The organism is Hymenobacter sp. UV11 (assembly GCF_004684095.1).
In the GTDB taxonomy this organism is placed as follows: domain Bacteria; phylum Bacteroidota; class Bacteroidia; order Cytophagales; family Hymenobacteraceae; genus Hymenobacter.
Window position 1 is genome coordinate 66,024 of the sequence record NZ_SRII01000005.1, and the last position, 16,322, is coordinate 82,345.

The following is a 16,322-nucleotide window of genomic DNA, read 5'->3' on the forward strand; positions in this document are numbered from 1 at the left end:
GTTACGTAAAAACGTCTGTCATTGCGAGCAACGCGAAGCAATCGCACCAGAACGATACCCGCACAAGTCGTTCTGGTGCGATTGCTTCGCGTTGCTCGCAATGACAGGCGAGTATTGTATTGCCTCTAATAAGCCAGCAGCTCGCCCAGCACTACCCCCACTTTTTCGGCGCTGGGCAGCATCTGCTTTTCCAGCTCCACGTTGAGCGGAATAGCGGGCAGGTTGGCGGCGCCGAGGGTGCGCACGGGCGCGTCGAGCTCCAGGAAGCAGTGGGTTTGGATGCGGCCGGCCAGGCTTTCGGCGAAGGAGTTGAGCAGCGGCTCTTCGGTAAGCACCAGGATTTTGCCGTGGCGGCGCACGGCGGCCCGCACGCCGTCCCAGTCGAGGGGGTTGAGGGTGCGCAGGTCGAGTACCTCCACGCGGCCAGGGTAGGCGCGGCTGGCGGTGCGGGCCCAGTGCACGCCCATGCCGTAGGTGATGACCACGCAGGTGCTACCCCGGCGCAGGGCGTCGGCGTCGGCGGCCTGGGCCACGGCGGCGCGGCCCAGCGGAATGACGTAGCCAGCGGCCGGCTCCACGGTTTTGGCATCTTCGGTGCCGGGCACTTTACTCCAGTATAAGCCCTTGTGCTCCAGCAATACCACCGGGTTAGGGTCAAGAAAAGCTGCACGCAGCAGGCCCTTCATATCAGCGGCATTGCTCGGGTACACCACCTTGATGCCGCGGATAGTGAGCAGCGTGCTTTCGATGGAGCCCGAGTGGTAGGGCCCGCCCCCTCCATAGGCGCCCACCGGCACCCGAATGAGCGCCGGCACCGGAAACTTGCCCAGGCTCAGATAGCACGACTTCGACAGCTCTTCGACCAGTTGGTTGAGCGCCGGCCAGATGTAGTCGGCAAACTGAATCTCGACGATGGGCCGCACGCCCACGGCCGCCATGCCCGCCGTGCTGCCCACAATGTAGGCCTCCTGAATGGGCGTGTTGAATACGCGCCGGTCGCCGTACTTTTTGGCCAGCAGCGCCGCCTCGCGGAATACCCCGCCCAGCTCGCCGCCCACGTCCTGGCCGTAGAATAGGGCCTCGGGAAACTCCCGCAGAATATCGTCCACGGCGTGCAGGGCGGCGTCCACCATCAGCGCTTTGGGGGCGCCGGCGGGGGCGCGCTCGCCGGCTTCTTCCAGCACGGCGGGCGGCGCAAACTCGTGGTCGGCGAAGGTGGCGGGGTCGGGGTCGGGCGCGGCGAGGGCGGCGGCCCAGTCGGCGGCCACGGTGGCGCGGGCCTGCTCAACTAGGGCGACCAGGTCGGCTTCGCTGGCGCCGGTGTGGCGCAGGCGGCGGTGCAGGCGCGGCAGCGGGTCGTTGAGCTGGTGCTCGGTGAGGTTGTCGCCGCGGTACCACTCGCGGCGCACGCCGCTGGTGTGGTGGCCCAGCAGCGGGCACTTGGCGTGCACCAGCGCCGGCCCGCGCCGCTGGCGCACGTGCGAAAACGCTTCGCGCAGGCCGATGTACGACGATACCATGTCGGCCCCATCCACCCGCACCCGGTGCAGGCCGGGAAAGCCGGCGGCAAACTCGTAGGCATCCATTGCCCGCATTTCCTTGCCGGTGGCCGAGATACCCCAGTCGTTGTCCTGCACCAGGTACACGATGGGCAGCTGGTGTAGCACAGCCATTTGCAGGGCTTCGCTCACTTCGCCCTCCGTCATGGCCCCATCGCCGATAGAGCAGAGCACCAGGGGTTTGGCGCTCGTGGGGCTGGCCACCTCCGCGGGCACTAGCTCGCTGGCCGGGGCTTCGCGGTTGATTTTCAGCTTCTGCCCTTCCAAGTACTTAATAGCCTGCGCCATGCCGGTGGCCGGAATGGCTTGCATGCCGGTAGCCGAGCTTTGGTGCGGAATAATGGGCATGCCCGGCCGCCGCAGGCTGGGGTGGCTGTAGTAGGTGCGGCCGCCGCTGAAGGGGTCGTCGCGCTTGGCTAAGAGCTGGAGCATCAGCTCGTAGGGGCGCAGGCCCAGGCCCAGCAGCAGGGCATCGTCGCGGTAGTAGGGGGTAGCGTAGTCGTGCTCGGTGAGCAGGAAAGCCGCCGCCAGCTGCACGGCCTCGTGGCCGCGGGCGGTGGCGTGCACGTAGCGGGAGGCCACGGTTTTCTGGGCTTCGTAGAGGGCAGCCATTTCGGCGGCCGTGTGCATGAGCAGGTAGGCGCGGGCGAGCAGGTTGGTTTCGGGTACGGCCGGAGTAGCCGCGGGGGGGGCGGCGGAGGCGTCAGCGGGCATGGGCAGGGTAGGGAGAGCCAGTGGGAATGGTAAAATTACGCCTTAGCCCGACCTTTGTAAGTGAGAAACGCTAATCGGTTGTCATTGCGAGCGCAGCGTGGCAATCGCACCCGCACGAAATCCGAACGACTCGTTCTGGTGCGATTGCCGCGCTGCGCTCGCAATGACAACCGATTACCCACTGCCCATCACCCCCTACCCCCTATGTCCCGCCACGATATTGCCGCCCGGCTCCAGGATTTTCAAACCCGCCTCTGCACCCAGCTCGAAGCCGCCGACGGCGGCAGCGCCCGCTTTGGGCAAGACGACTGGCAGCGGCCCGGTGGCGGCGGCGGCCACTCGCGGGTGCTCGAAGGCGGCGCTATCCTCGAAAAAGGGGGGGTAGGGTTTTCCGAAGTGCAGGGCGAATTAAGCGCCGCCGCCGCCGCCCAGCTGCACCTACCCGACCCGCATTTTTTCGCCACCGGCGTGAGCGTGGTGTTGCACCCGCGTAGCCCGCGCGTGCCCATCATCCACATGAATGTGCGGTATTTTGAGGCCGGCAACGGCGAGGCGTGGTTTGGCGGCGGCATCGACCTGACGCCCATTTACGTGGACGAAGCCCAGGCCCGGCGCTTCCACGAGCGCCTCAAGGCGGCCTGCGACAAGCACAACCCCGCTTACTATCCCAAGTACACGCGCTGGGCCGATGACTACTTCTACCTGCCTCACCGCCACGAAACCAGGGGGGTAGGCGGTATTTTCTTCGACCGCCTCACCGTGGGCCAGGACGGTACCGTGGAAGAATTATTCGCCTTCGTGCAGGACGTGGCCGAGGTTTTCGGGCCCTACTACGCCGAGCTGATGGCCGAAAACCACGCCCTGCCCTTCACCGAGCGCGAGGAAGCCTGGCAGACGCTGCGCCGCAACCGCTACGCCGAATTCAACCTGGCCTTCGACCGCGGTACCCGTTTCGGCCTCGAAACCGGCGGCCGCACCGAGAGCATTCTCATGAGCCTCCCCCCCCGCTGCGGCTGGAGCTACAACCCCGCCCCGCCCGAGGCCGGCTCGCCCGAGGCCACCACGCTCAATTGGCTGCGCAAGGGCGTGGAGTGGGTGTAGAACGTAAAAGTCGGTTGTCATTGCGAGGAGGAACGACGAAGCAATCTTTCCTTCCGGGCGCACAGATTCGCCAAACGGAAATCAACGACCAGGAAAGATTGCTTCGCAGGCTCGCAATGACAACCATACTTTCATGCCCCTATCCCCCTTCTTACACCAAATCACCGACTTTGACCACCTCGTACTGCTGGCCGTCAACCACGCGCGCACCCCAGCCCTGGATGCGGTGATGACGTTTGCGTCGCAGATTAAGGTGTGGTTTCCGTTTTACGCGGTGCTGCTGGGCTGGCTCATCTACCATTTTCGGCGCCGGGCCGCGCTGCTGGTGCCGCTGCTGGCCGCCACCGTGGCCTTGGCCGACAGCATCACGAGCCGCATTTTCAAGCCCTGGGCGGCCCGCCCCCGCCCCTGCCACGCCGCCGACCTGGCCGCGCAGCTCTACCTGCCCGATGGCTGCGGCGGGCAATACGGCTTTATGTCGTCCCACGCCGCCAACTCGATGGGGCTGGCCGTTTTTCTGCTCCTAACGCTGCCCGCCGGCCGCTTTCGCGCCCTCAAAATCGGCGTATTTCTGTGGGCGCTGCTCATTTCGTACAGCCGCGTGTACCTGGCGGCGCACTACCCCATCGACGTGCTGGGCGGCTGGCTGGTGGGCGCTACGCTGGGCGCGGGCGCGGCGTGGGCCTTCCGGCGCTGGGATGGGGGATTATTAACCGATAAATAGCTTAGCTCTGGCTATCTAACCGATTTACCTGCTGGTACCACTTCACGAGTTGAATCTGGGATTAGCAAAGAAGCTTGTGGCACGTAGCCCGAAAAACCAGAAGAGAGTTGGGTTACGCAGCACCAACCGGAGGGTTGAATAGCAGTTAAGTCTACCATATCACCCATTTCGACAGAAGTAACGACGTGAGAGGTAGCTCCTGTATTAGCCTCTGTGTACAGCATAACGTTTTGTCCTATCACCTTCACTGGATGTTGAGCAATTAATGGCAGCTTATGCCCTACCAAGTAGATTGATAGCATCATAAACGTGTTTATTGCAAAAACCCAGATAACGAGCGATACCCATTTTACGCGCCAGACGCCAACGTGCTTTTCAACTGGCAAAAACTTAAAAGCCATAGTTGCTTATCATTGCAGACCAATCATTCATCTGCAAGGTAAATAGCACTTGATTACTCCGCTGGCTCGCGGTTGCCGGTGTGGCCGTCGCCGTGGTCGCCCTGGCCGGGCTTGCTGGTTTCCTTGGCGTTGTGGCGGTCGTCTTGCGAGAGGGAGCGGTTGAGGTCTACCGAGGTGTCAATCTGGCCGTCGTCGTCGCGGCGGATGTAGCGCTTGTCGCCGGGGTTGGGTTCGATTTCTTCGCGTTTGTGGGCCATGAGGGGGGTAGGTGGCCGGGATGTGACGGGCCGCCTACCCCTGCTTTACGCGCCCAAGACCAACTAGTTAAGCCTCGGCACTGGCGATGAGGCCCTGGCTGGCCAGCAGCTTGGCCACGTACTTGCCCACGATGTCGAACTCCAGGTTGACGCGGTCGCCGGCTTGCAGCTGGTGGAAGCCCGTGTGCTCGTAGGTATACGGGATAATGGCCACCGAAAACTCGGTCGGCGTGGAGTCGAAGCAGGTGAGGCTCACGCCGTTGATGGTGATGGAGCCTTTCTCTACCGTGAGGCGCTGCGGGCCGGCTTCGTGGCGGAAGCGGAAGAGCCAGGAGCCATCCTGGTCCTGCACGCTGAGGCACTCGGCAGTAGCATCGACGTGGCCCTGCACGATGTGGCCGTCGAAGCGCCCGCCGGCGGCCAGGCAGCGCTCCAGGTTGAGGTGCCGGCCGGGCTGCCACTGGCCCAGGTTGGTTTTGCGCAGCGTCTCGTCGATGGCGGTAACCACGTGCGTGCCGGCCGCCGCATCGAGGGCTACTACCGTGAGGCATACGCCGTCGTGGGCCACACTCTGGTCGATTTTCAGCTCGCTGGCGAAGGGCGACTGGATGGTAAAGTGGCGGTTGGTGCCTTCTTCGGCAATGCCGACGACGGTGCCGACGGCTTCAATAATTCCGGTGAACATAGACCGCAGATTTAACTAATTTAACGGATTTCGTGGATACGCTGCTTCGCAGCTGACTACGCATGTGGGCCGCGGGTGCGGCTTGACGCCGGCAGGCTGACCTAGGGCCATGCAGACGCAAACAATAACTCATAAACCGGGTAAGCAGGTAGAAGTTGATGCCTGCCCGCAAGCTACCCCAAGCCCCCCACGCAGCCAACTGCGAAGCAGCGTATCCACGAAATCCGTTAAATCTGCGGTCTATTTGCCCCGCCCTTCTACAATGATTTTCAGTGTATAAAGCAGCACCCGAAAATCCATAGCCAGGCTCATGTTTTCGATATAAAGGATGTCAAACTTGAGGCGCTCGACCATCTGGGGCACGGTTTCGGCGTAGCCGTACTTAACCTGGCCGAGGCTGGTAATGCCGGGGCGCACGCGGTGCAGGTGGCGGTAGTGGGGGGCGATTTTCACAATCTGGTCGATGAAAAACTGGCGCTCGGGGCGCGGGCCCACCAGGCTCATATCACCCTTGAGCACGTTCCAGAACTGCGGAAACTCATCGAGCCGCACCCGGCGCATAAAGCGGCCCCAGGGCGTGATGCGCGGGTCGTAGTCGGAGCTTAGGGACGGGCCCAGCCGCTCGGCATCGACGTACATCGAGCGAAACTTAATAATATTGAACGGCACACCATTCTTACCCACGCGCTGCTGGCGGTAGAAAATAGGCCCCGGCGACGACGAGCGCACCATGCTTGCCGTGAACAGGTACACCGGCCAGGCCAGCAGCAAAAACAGCCCCGAGGCGCCCACGTCGAGCGCACGCTTGAACACCTGCTGCCAGATGGGCAGCAAATCCTGCTTGATTTCGATGAGCGGCGTGCCAAATAAGTGATTGACTTTCACCGAGCCCAGCAGCATCTGGTACAGGTCGGGCAGCACGCTGATACCTACCGGCAAGCCCTCCAGTAGGGTCAGGATTTCCTGAATACGCAGGTGCTCACTGGGCTCGATGGCGATGATAATCTGCTCAATGGCCAGGCTCTGGATGAGGTCGGGCACCTGCTGGTACGAGCCCACTTCGGGTAGCGCCTGGGCCAGTTCGGGGTCGATGGCCGCGCCAATGGGCGCAAAGCCCACCAGCCGCAGGCCCAGGTGCCGGCCGGTGCGCGCCAGCTCGCGATAGGTACTCAGGGCCAGGCGATTGGAGCCAATCAGGAGGGTAGGAAACGAGATAACTCCGCCTCGCACCAAGCCCTGCACGCTGCTCACGGCCCAGATGCGCAGCACCGCCGTAATGGTGAAGTGCAGCAGGTAATAGGCCGTAAAAGTCTTGTAATAAGCGTGGTAGTTGTTCACGCCCTGGTCGTCGAGCAGCAGGGCGAAAAAGATAACGACCGTGCCCAGCAGGGAGGCCCGCGCCAGCCGAATCAGCTCGCTGAGGCGCGACTTGCGGAAAATATCGCGGTACTCGCCCAGCAGGCCGTAGAGCGTAGTCCAGAACAGGGCAATCATTACGGCCGCCCCCGACAGGTAAAACAGCACCCCCTCGCTAAAATGATAGCCCGTCAGCTCGCTCAACAGGTACTTGCGCACCAGAAAGAACGCCACCCAGGCCAGCAGCGCCGCCCCAAAATCGGCCGCCACAAGCTTAAGATACTGAATTCGGCGGAGCAGCAAGGTGGGGAAGGGGTAGGGTGTATTTTTGTGGGGGCTGCGCAAAAATAGGTCGGCCAAGTGGGAGAGTTGGGAGTTAAGAGGTAAGAAATAGGAGTCGGGAGTTAAAAACCCTACCCCCTTCCTATAGCTGAGCCTTGATTCCCGCTTCTTAACCTTTAACTCTTAACCCCCTACCCCATCACGCCTTCTCTACCCGATACCTACCGCCACCGCGGCCAGCGCCGCAGCCTGGTTACGCTGCTGCGCGAGCAGCGCGGCATCCGCGACGAGCGGGTGCTGGCGGCCATTGGCGCAGTGCCGCGCCACCTGTTTTTTGCCTCGGCGTTTGAGGCCCACGCCTACCAGGACAAGGCCTTTCCCATTGGCGAGGGCCAAACGATTTCGCAGCCCAGTACCGTGGCTTACCAGACCGAGCTGCTGGATGTGCGCCCCGGCCAGCGCATTCTGGAGATTGGTACCGGCTCAGGCTACCAGTTTGCCGTGTTGTGCCAACTCACTGAGCAGGTGCAAAGTATCGAGTTCAACCCCGTGCTCTACGAGCGGGGCCGGCAGCGGCTGGCGGCGCTGGGCCTGCCCACGGCGGGCCTGCACCTGGGCGATGGCTCGCTGGGCCTGCCCGCGCTGGCGCCCTACGATGGCATCCTGGTCACGGCCGGCGCGCCGGCCCTACCCCCCGCTTTGCTGCGGCAGCTGCGCATTGGGGGGCGGCTGGTAGTGCCGGTGGGCGCCGCCGACCTGGGCCAGCAACAGCTGCTACGCATCACCCGCGAGGGCCCCGAAACCTTCGCCCGCGAGGCGTTTGGCGACTGCCGCTTCGTGCCCCTGCTGGGCGCGGCGGGCTGGGCGAGTTGAATTGGCAAAGGGAGTAGCGCGAACTTTGTAGTTCGCGGCCCCGCGCCATTTGGTTGATGCTAACGGCGCGGGGGCGCGAACTACAAAGTTCGCGCTACTACCGGGCGACAAACACGGTGCAACAGCAGGTATGAAGTAGAAATGGAGGGTTCTGCCTGCCAAGCGGAGGGGTAGGCGCAGGCTTTACCTTTGCACGACTTTTCTTGCCCCGCTATCTTTTATCCCACCCGCTGTCTATTTCTACTTTATCATTTTCAATTTCTACTTGAAAAAGCAACGTCCCGTCTCCGATTCGTTCGTCATCATGACCGAGCTGGTGCTGCCCAACGATACCAACACGCTCAATAACCTGATGGGGGGCCGCATGATGCACCTTATGGACATTGCCGCCGCCATTGCCGCCCAGAAGCACTCCAACCGCATCGTGGTTACGGCCTCGGTCGATAACGTGTCGTTCCGCGACCCTATTCGGCTGGGCAACGTGGTGACGCTGGAGGCGCAGGTCACGCGCGCGTTCAGCTCCAGCATGGAGGTGCACATTGATGTGTGGGCCGAGGATATTCCGAGCGGCACCAAGCTCAAAACCAACGAAGCCTTCTTCACCTTCGTAGCCGTAGACCAGTCGGGCCGCCCCATCGACGTGCCCGAAGCGGTGCCCGAAACTACCGACGAAATCGCCCTCTACGAAGGTGCCCTGCGCCGCCGCCAGCTGCGCCTGGTGCTGGCCGGCCGCATGAAGCCCAGCGATGCCGCCGAGCTAAAAGCGTTGTTTGAGCTAACCTAATCATTCTTCATACATGACTGAGGACGAGCAAAGCGGCACCCTGGCCTTCCTGCAAAACTTCTATACCGGCGTGACGCTCTACATGCCTGCCGTGGCTGCAGAGCCGCTGGTGACAAATGAGCCAGCAGCGGCCGCGCCTGCACCCGCGCTAGCTGCGTTGCCGCCGCCCACGCCGGCCCCGGTAGCCGTGGCTCCGCCGCCCACCGTAGTCTTGCCGATAGTGCCCCTACCCCCCGCCGCGCCGGCCAGGCTGCCTGCCAGCGCCAGCGTGCCCCTACCCCCGCCCGCGCCGCCGGTGGCCGCAGCAGCTCCCAGGCCAGCGCCAGTCAGCGCACCAGTGCAGCCGCCAGCCGTATTCGCTGGCCCGGCCGATGCGCCGGCCGTGGCGCCCTACCTGCTCACGACGTTTGACACGCTGGGCGCCAATGCGGCGGGCGTGGTGCTCCTGGTGCGCCTACCCCCCGCGCAGTTCGTGAAGCTACCGCGCAACGTGTTTCTCAACAAACTGCTGCAAGCCATTGGCCTGGTGATGGCCGATGTGGTACTGGTGAATGTAGACGGCCCCTACCCGGTGGCGTTGGCCAACCTGCGCAAGGAAATTGCCGCCACTACCATCCTGGCTTTCGGCAGAAACCTGCTCGACGTGGCCGTGCGCACCACCCAGATTTACGAGCCAGTGCAGTTTCCGGCGGTGGGCCTCTCCTACCTGGCCGGCGCCGAGGTCGAGATGGTGGAGTACGATGTGAGCCTCAAAAAGCGCCTGTGGGCCGGCTTGCAGCGGATGTTTCCAAAGTAGGGCCTGAGCCTCTTGTCATTGCGAGCGCAACGAAGTGGAGCGCGGCAATCGCCCCAGAACGATACCCGAAAGAGTCGTTCTGGGGCGATTGCCGCGCTCCACTTCGTTGCGCTCGCAATGACAAGAGGCGCTTATTTCAGCACCTCAGCCAGCTTAGCTTCCAGGGCCGGGCCGCGCAGGTTTTTGCCGATGATTTTGCCGTTGGGGTCAAGTAGAAAGGAGGCGGGGATGGCCTGCACGCCGTAGGCGGCGGCACCGGCGTTACTCCACTTCTTAAGGTCCGAGACGTGGTTGGGCCAGGCCAGGCCGTCGGCGGCGATGGCTTTGGTCCAGCGGTCCTTGTCATCGTCCAGCGACACGCTGTAGATGGTGAAGCCCTGGCCCTTATCCTTGAACTGGTTGTAGGCCTTCACTACGTTCGGGTTTTCCTGGCGGCAGGGGCCGCACCAGCTGGCCCAGAAATCGACCAGCACGTACTTGCCGCGCAGGCTCTTGAGCGATAGGGATTTACCTTCGGGCGTAGCCAGGTTAATCTCGGGCGCGGCGGCCCCAATGGCCGTAGCGCGCATTGGCTCCAGGCGCTCGGAGAGGGCCTGAGTAAAGGGCGAGGCCGGCTGGGCCTTGCGCTGCACCGTGGCGATGGAGTCGGCAAACGCGAAGTCGTCGTCGGGGTTTACGAAGCTGAGCGTGGCAAAGCCGGCGGCTACGGATGTGGCGTTGCGACGAATCACCGCCTTGGCACGGTTGGCCGTGGCGCGCTGCAACGTGTTGTACTTCTGCTCGATAGCAGCCAGCGAATCGGTGTGACCGGCCTGGCCGGCAGCGTTGTAGCGCTGGCCCAGGCGCTGCATCTGGTCGCGGCTGGCGTTCATGGTGCGCGTCAGCTGCTGAATCACTTCCGAGTCTTTCGAGCCCTTCACCGAGTAGCTGGTGGGTAGGCTTTTGGCATCGCCCGAGAGCGTGAGGTGCGTGTTGTTGTCGAGCACGAGCAATATCTGGTTGGGCTCATCAACCTTGAGCTGGTACACAGCCGCCGTAACCGGCAGCGTGCCTTTGAACGTGAACTTGCCCTGGGCATCGGTTTTGGCCGTGCCGCGCTCCACAAACTGGCTGCTGGTGAGCTCCGACAGGTGCAAAGTGGTGCCGGCCGGCACGTTGCGCAGCTGGCCGGTTATCTGGTAACCCTCGGCGGCGCTGGCATTCTGGCAGGCATTGGTAAGGCCGAGCAGCGCCACGGCAACGAGAGCAGGTTTCATAAGATGAGTCATTTACTACTGATTAAAGACGGGCTAGCACGGATAGCGCAACGCGGCTACCCTGCGGACACGCAAACGGGCCGGCTGGTTCCGGCGCAGGCACTTAGGTAGACGCCTGCGGTCGCGATTCCTTACCCGTCGAGGCCTTTGCGGAGCAATTGGTTGGCTAGCTTGGGGTCGGCTTTGCCGCCGGTCAGCTTCATCAGCTCGCCCATAAACATGCCGGTGAGCGACTTTTTGCCGGCGCGATACTCGGCCACTTTGGCCGGGTTGGCGGCTAATACTTGCTGCACAAGAGTTTCCAGCTCGCCCGCGTCGGCTTTGGTGAGCAGGCCCAGCGTTTCGGCCGCGCCGGTGGCGTTGGCCGTGGGGTGTTCGAGCAGGTAGGGAAACAGCTGCTTGCTGGCCACCGAATAGTTAATCTTGCCAGCGTCAATCAGCTCGATGATGCCCGCCAGCTGGCCGGGGTCAAGGGGGAAGTCGGCCAGGTCTAGGGCGCGCTCGTTGAGGTACGACTTCACGGGGCCCATCACCCAGTTGGCGGCGGCCTTGGCATTGGGCGTGAGGCGGGCCAGCTCGTCGAAGAACTGGGCCACTTCCTTCTGGTCAATGAGCACGTTGGCGTCGTAGTCGTTCAGGCCCAGCTCGCCGGTGAAGCGGGCGTAGAGCTGCTGCGGCAGGGCCGGTAACTCGGCCTGCACGCGGTGCAGCCAGGCGTCGTCGATGATGAGGGGGGGTAGGTCGGGCTCGGGGAAGTAGCGGTAGTCGTTTAGTGTTTCCTTCGAGCGCTGGCCGTTGGTGGTGCCGGTGGTGGCATCAAAACCGCGCGTTTCGGAATCTACTACCCCCCCATTTTCCAGGATTTCGACCTGGCGCCGCACCTCGTGCTCGATGGCCCGCTGCACGTTGCGGAAGGAGTTCATGTTCTTGACCTCCACCTTCGTACCGAACTCGGTGGCGTCTTTTTTCATCACGCTCACGTTGGCGTCGCAGCGCAGCGAGCCTTCTTCCATGTTGCCATCGCACACGCCCAGGTACTGCACCAGCTTCTTGATTTCGGCCAGGTAGGCGTAGGCTTCTTCCTCGGTGCGGATGTCGGGCTCGCTCACAATCTCGATGAGCGGCACGCCGGCGCGGTTCAGGTCTACCAGGGTTTCGGTTTCGCCGGCCAGGTGCATCGATTTGCCCGCGTCTTCCTCCATGTGAATGCGCGTGATACCGATGCGCCGGGTGCTGCCGTCGGCCAGCCGGATATCGAGGTGGCCACTGTGGCAAATCGGGGTTTTATCTTGGGTAATCTGGTAGCCCTTGGGCAGGTCGGGATAAAAGTAGTTTTTGCGGGCAAACACGTTCTCGCGCTGTATCTGGCAATTGGTGGCCAGGCCCATTTTGATGGCAAAATCCACGGCCGTGCGGTTCACGCGGGGTAGCGTGCCGGGGTGGCCGAGGGTAATCACCGAGAGGTTAGTGTTAGGTAAAGAGCCGTACTCGTTCTCATCCGAAGAGTACATCTTGCTGTGCGTCAGCAATTGGGCGTGTACTTCCAAGCCTATCACGGGCTGGTAGTTGGCAAGCAGAGCGTCGTCCATATAAGCAGAAGTGAGCTGGTTGCGACCATTACCGTCGCAACGCGGCCGCAAGTTAAAGCCGATTCCGGGGCCTCGGGTTACGGCAGCAAGGCCCCTACCCCCTACTTCCCCCTTATCTAGCAAAAAAAGCAGCCCGCTCCAAGGTGGAACGGGCTGCTTTTCAACGTAGCCGAAGGGCTGGGATGCGCTTACTTTTTGCGCACCGGGGCCTTTTTCATCGGAGCCTTGCGGCTGCGGGGGGCACCGGTGCCGGTCGTCTTCTTGCCGGGTAGCTTCTCGCCAGCCGCCTTAACTTCCGAAACCGTCGGGGCCGCGCCGTATTTGGCTTCGGCGGCGTTGGTTTCGCCTGTCAGGTAGGGGTCGAAGTCTACGCGGCGGTTCAGGGCCTGGCCGGCAGCCGTGGTGTTGCTGGCAATGGGCTTGGTTTCGCCATAGCCGCGGGCCTCAATGCGGTCGGCCGGGATGCCTTTGTCGAGCATGTACTTACGGGCCGAGGCGGCGCGCTCGTAGCTCAGGCGCAGGTTGTAGTCGTCGGCGCCCTTGCTGTCGGTGTGGCCGGCAATGCTGAGCGAGTAGTCCGGGTAGTCGTTCATAATCTGCACCATCTGCTGCAGCTTGGGGTACGAAGACGCCTTCAGCGTAGCCTTGTTGAAGTCGAAGTTGATGTACTTCGTGGCCTCATTCAGGATTTTCTTCGTCTCAGCCGGAATCTCGGGGCAGCCTTTGTTGCTGGCGGGGCCGGCACGGTCGGGGCAGCGGTCCTGGAAGTCGGGCACACCGTCGCCGTCGCGGTCGAGCGGGCAGCCAGTGGCATCCACTTTCACGCCAGCCGGGGTGTCAGGGCACTTGTCGAGGTAGTCGGCTACGCCGTCGCCATCGGCATCGAGCGGGCAACCTGAGGCATCGACGCGCACGCCGGCCGGGGTGTTGGGGCACTTGTCGTCGGCATCGGTTACACCGTCGCCGTCGGCGTCGGGGCAGCCTTGCAGGGCAGCTAGGCCTTTCACGTCGGGGCACTTGTCCTGGTAGTCGGGAACGCCGTCGCCATCGGTGTCAAGCGGGCAGCCGTTCACGTCCACCTTCACGCCCGATGGGGTATCGGGGCACTTGTCTTTGCGGTCGGGCACACCGTCGCCGTCCGTATCCTTGGCTTTGCCAAGGTTAGCGGTGAGGCCGGCCGAGAACTGCATGTAGCGGTCGTACTTGTCCCAGAACGTGGTAGCGCCGCTGCCCACCCCATCGAGGCGGTCGTCGTCGCGGTCGAGGTAGTGCTGGCCAGCCTGCACGAAAATGCCGAAGCCGGGCGTCAGGTGAAAGTCCAGACCCAAAGCTGCCTGGCCATCGAAAGAGCCAAAGCTGGTGTGGTTGCTCACGGTGGGCGCCGAAGCGATGTAGCGGTCAGAGTAGACCACTGCCAGGCCCGGCTGGAGCAGGATGTAAGGTACTACGGGCGAGTTGGGGAGCAGCTTCAGCTTGAAGCCCAGGCCAAACGTAGTGATGTTAGCCGAGAAACGGCGGGCCGTGGCATAGTTGCCAGGCGTGGTGGGAGACGTAAACGTGTTCTCCTGGCCCGGAAAGCGGAGCAGCGACTGGTTAGCCGACAGGTTGATGTCCAAGCCTTTGGTAAGGTAGCGGCTCAGGGTGAGGCCGCCGCCGTAGGTGGCGTTGCGGAGGTCCCAGAAGCTGCTACCCAGGTCGCCCCGGTATTGTAGGGTCGTCACGTAGCCGCTGACGCCGAATTTACGGTCGACCGTCTGCGCGTGGCTGCGCGGCACTGCCGCCAGCATCCCCAGCCCAAGGAGAGCCGTGGTGAATAGTGGGTGCTTCATTAAAGAAGAAAGGGAAAGGTGAAAAAAGATGACTGAGAACGAGGAGCGTAGGGCACATTGGCGCCGCAAAGCTAGCCTGCCTACCCCACCCAAACTGGACAAAGGGGCACGCTTGTGACGCCACAAAGGTAGCCACAGGGCACAGTTACTGGCTTATCTTAGTTTAAGTTGTGCTTTTGCAAGGCTCAGAGACTATCGGCTCGCCTGGCTGGCTGGCTGGGCGCGGCAAACTCGACAGGCAAATGATATACGCACCGCACCAGCAGGCCATCACGCTTGCCGGGGTTGAAGCGCTTGGAAAGCTTGGTCACCGCTGCCAGAACCGCCCGGTCGAGCTCAGGCACCCGCGACGATACCGCCACATGCGGATTCTGAATACTCCCGTCCTCGGCTACCTGAATGGCTACCTCAACCAGGTAATGCTGGCCGTAGTAAAAAACCGGCAGCAGCCGGGGCAGGCGCAGGGTCTGATTTATCTCCTTGGTGAGCTGGGTGTGGCCACCGGGGTAGAGCGGTAATTGCTCATAGAGAAAATAGGCAATCGCCTGGCCATCTGCATCGTAGCAATTACCAGGTAGCTCGTTGCCGGCCACGTACTCGGTACGGCGCTTCAGCATTCCCGACTCGTAGTAGAGCACCAGCGGGCCGTGGCGCTGGCCGTCTTGGTAGGCCTGCCAGGCGCCGAGCTGGCCGTTGTCGTACCACGAGGTGGCTACCCCCCACCGGTAGCCCCGCGCCAAGTCGGCGTAGGGCACGTACTCTTTCAAATGGCCCGAAGGGTAGTACGCGCGCACCAGGCCGCCGGGCTCGCCCCACTGCATTTCTTCGGTGCAGGCGCCCGTCGGGTCGGTGTAGGAGCCAACGCGGCGCTTGTCGAGGGCCACTTCGTAGTGGCTCGAATCGGGCCGCGAGGCGAGGCTATCGGCCGGCAGCTGGGCCTGAGCCACGCGCGCCGCCAGCCCCAAAATCGTAACGTAGAGGTAACGCATGGCTAAGCTTGTGGACGGAGAGCGGTGGGGGTAGCGGGGCCGAAACCGCGCCTAGCGCAGGGTGGCGGGGCGGTCGAGGTGCTGCAAGGCGGCCATCTGCTTGAGGTTTTTTTCGAGGCCTTCGTTGGAGGCATCAAGGAAGATGACGTTGCCCTTGCCCTGCTCGGCAAAGTGCTTGATGGCCTCGGTCCACATCGAAAAATACACCAGGCTGGGGTCCAGGTTATTGTCGGCCAGCTCCTGCACGGCGTGGGCCATACCCTTGGTCACTTCCTCGCGGAACAGCGCCACGCCCTGACCGCGCAGCTGGGCGGCGATTTTCTCAGCTTCGGCCGAAATCTTGATGGCGTTGCCCTCGGCTTCGGCGGCCTTGGTTTTGGTAATGAGCAGGGCCTGGCCCTCGTTTTCGGCGGCGGCCTTGAGGTTGTTGCTGGCCACGACTTTGGCCATCGAGCGCATAATTTCCTCGTCGAAGGCGATGTCGTTGAGCTGCAAATCAATCAAATGGTAGCCCCAGCTTTCGAGGGTTTCGTCGAGCTGGTCCTTCACGTGCAGCACGATTTCGCCGCGCAGGCTCAGCACCGCCGCCTGCCGCTGGGTGGCCACGAAGGCCCGGATGCTGCCCTCCACGGTGCGGATGAGCGCTTGCATAAGGCTGCGCTCGTCCACGAACTTGAAGGCCACGTTCTTGATGGTTTCGTCGGCCTGATTGAGTACCGAGTACACCAGCATGGCCTTAAAGTTTACGTTGGCCTGGTCGATAGTAATCGCCTGAAATTCTAGCTCTAATGAGCGGTTTTGGATGGAGATACGCTTGAAGACATTCTCGATAAAAGGCAGCTTGAAATTCAGGCCCGGCATCATGACGCGCCGGTATTTACCAAAGACGGTGACCACCGCCACCGTGCCCTGCGGCACAATGACGTAGCTCAGAAACAAGGTCAGCAGCACAAAGCCTAAGAGGACTAATGAGAATGCCATGGGCAAGAGCGCCGGGCGCCGGAGAAGGTGATAAGGGAAAGGGAGTTGAACAGCGGCAAGTTAGCATTATTTGCCAGCTGCGCTACTATATCGCCGTAGGGCTGCGGGCATTACAGGCAGGCAGGGGGGTAGGAAGCACTTCGTTA

15 protein-coding genes are annotated in these 16,322 nt (G+C 62.5%); 5 read left to right on the forward strand and 10 right to left on the reverse strand.

From position 1 onward, the window contains the following. Positions 1-125: 125 nt before the first annotated feature. Positions 126-2,273: a thiamine pyrophosphate-dependent enzyme gene (locus E4631_RS10020; RefSeq protein WP_133659000.1), complete on the reverse strand. Its 2,148-nt coding sequence runs from the start codon at positions 2,271-2,273 to the stop codon at positions 126-128. A gap of 204 nt (positions 2,274-2,477) precedes the next feature. On the opposite strand from E4631_RS10020, the gene hemF reads away from it, so the two are divergent. Beyond that, a complete protein-coding gene (gene hemF / locus E4631_RS10025; protein ID WP_133658999.1) occupies positions 2,478-3,374 on the forward strand; it encodes an oxygen-dependent coproporphyrinogen oxidase in 897 nt (298 codons plus the stop codon). A 133-nt stretch (positions 3,375-3,507) separates the two neighbouring features. Beyond that, on the forward strand, positions 3,508-4,098 hold the full coding sequence (locus E4631_RS10030; RefSeq protein ID WP_133658998.1) for a phosphatase PAP2 family protein: 591 nt from the start codon (positions 3,508-3,510) through the stop codon (positions 4,096-4,098). Between the two features lie 11 nt (positions 4,099-4,109). Here the strand turns inward: E4631_RS10030 and E4631_RS10035 are convergent, their stop codons facing one another. The 4 genes from E4631_RS10035 to E4631_RS10050 form a co-directional block, all read right to left on the reverse strand. Beyond that, entirely contained in the window at positions 4,110-4,499 is a 390-nt protein-coding gene (locus E4631_RS10035) for a hypothetical protein (RefSeq protein ID WP_133658997.1), read from the reverse strand. A 53-nt stretch (positions 4,500-4,552) separates the two neighbouring features. Continuing rightward, positions 4,553-4,756 (reverse strand): hypothetical protein, encoded by a 204-nt coding sequence (locus E4631_RS10040; protein WP_133658996.1) that lies wholly within the window; start codon positions 4,754-4,756, stop codon positions 4,553-4,555. A 67-nt stretch (positions 4,757-4,823) separates the two neighbouring features. Continuing rightward, positions 4,824-5,441, reverse strand: coding sequence for a riboflavin synthase (locus E4631_RS10045; protein WP_133658995.1), 618 nt, complete (start codon positions 5,439-5,441; stop codon positions 4,824-4,826). Positions 5,442-5,681: 240 nt separating this feature from the next. Continuing rightward, a complete protein-coding gene (locus tag E4631_RS10050; protein ID WP_240734815.1) occupies positions 5,682-7,100 on the reverse strand; it encodes a sugar transferase in 1,419 nt (472 codons plus the stop codon). A gap of 177 nt (positions 7,101-7,277) precedes the next feature. Here E4631_RS10050 and E4631_RS10055 point away from each other — a divergent pair, with 177 nt between their 5' ends. The 3 genes from E4631_RS10055 (at position 7,278) to E4631_RS10065 (ending at position 9,532) form a co-directional block, all read left to right on the forward strand. Next, complete coding sequence (locus tag E4631_RS10055; protein ID WP_133658994.1) at positions 7,278-7,952, forward strand: protein-L-isoaspartate(D-aspartate) O-methyltransferase; 675 nt, start codon at positions 7,278-7,280, stop codon at positions 7,950-7,952. A 304-nt stretch (positions 7,953-8,256) separates the two neighbouring features. Continuing rightward, on the forward strand, positions 8,257-8,736 hold the full coding sequence (locus E4631_RS10060) for an acyl-CoA thioesterase (protein ID WP_133659053.1): 480 nt from the start codon (positions 8,257-8,259) through the stop codon (positions 8,734-8,736). A gap of 13 nt (positions 8,737-8,749) precedes the next feature. Then, positions 8,750-9,532 (forward strand): hypothetical protein, encoded by a 783-nt coding sequence (locus E4631_RS10065; protein ID WP_133658993.1) that lies wholly within the window; start codon positions 8,750-8,752, stop codon positions 9,530-9,532. Between the two features lie 131 nt (positions 9,533-9,663). Here the strand turns inward: E4631_RS10065 and E4631_RS10070 are convergent, their stop codons facing one another. The 5 genes from E4631_RS10070 to E4631_RS10090 all read right to left on the reverse strand — a co-directional run bounded on the left by E4631_RS10070 (position 9,664) and on the right by E4631_RS10090 (position 16,176). Beyond that, a complete protein-coding gene (locus E4631_RS10070; protein ID WP_166648061.1) occupies positions 9,664-10,788 on the reverse strand; it encodes a TlpA disulfide reductase family protein in 1,125 nt (374 codons plus the stop codon). A gap of 131 nt (positions 10,789-10,919) precedes the next feature. Continuing rightward, positions 10,920-12,377 (reverse strand): Asp-tRNA(Asn)/Glu-tRNA(Gln) amidotransferase subunit GatB, encoded by a 1,458-nt coding sequence (gene gatB / locus E4631_RS10075; RefSeq protein ID WP_133657291.1) that lies wholly within the window; start codon positions 12,375-12,377, stop codon positions 10,920-10,922. Between the two features lie 188 nt (positions 12,378-12,565). Further along, entirely contained in the window at positions 12,566-14,206 is a 1,641-nt protein-coding gene (locus E4631_RS26935; RefSeq protein WP_135318603.1) for an OmpA family protein, read from the reverse strand. Between the two features lie 185 nt (positions 14,207-14,391). Further along, entirely contained in the window at positions 14,392-15,195 is an 804-nt protein-coding gene (locus tag E4631_RS10085) for an energy transducer TonB (RefSeq protein ID WP_133655533.1), read from the reverse strand. 51 nt (positions 15,196-15,246) lie between these two features. Further along, positions 15,247-16,176, reverse strand: a complete 930-nt coding sequence (locus E4631_RS10090; protein WP_133655532.1) for an SPFH domain-containing protein — start codon at positions 16,174-16,176, stop codon at positions 15,247-15,249. Positions 16,177-16,322 lie beyond the last annotated feature (146 nt).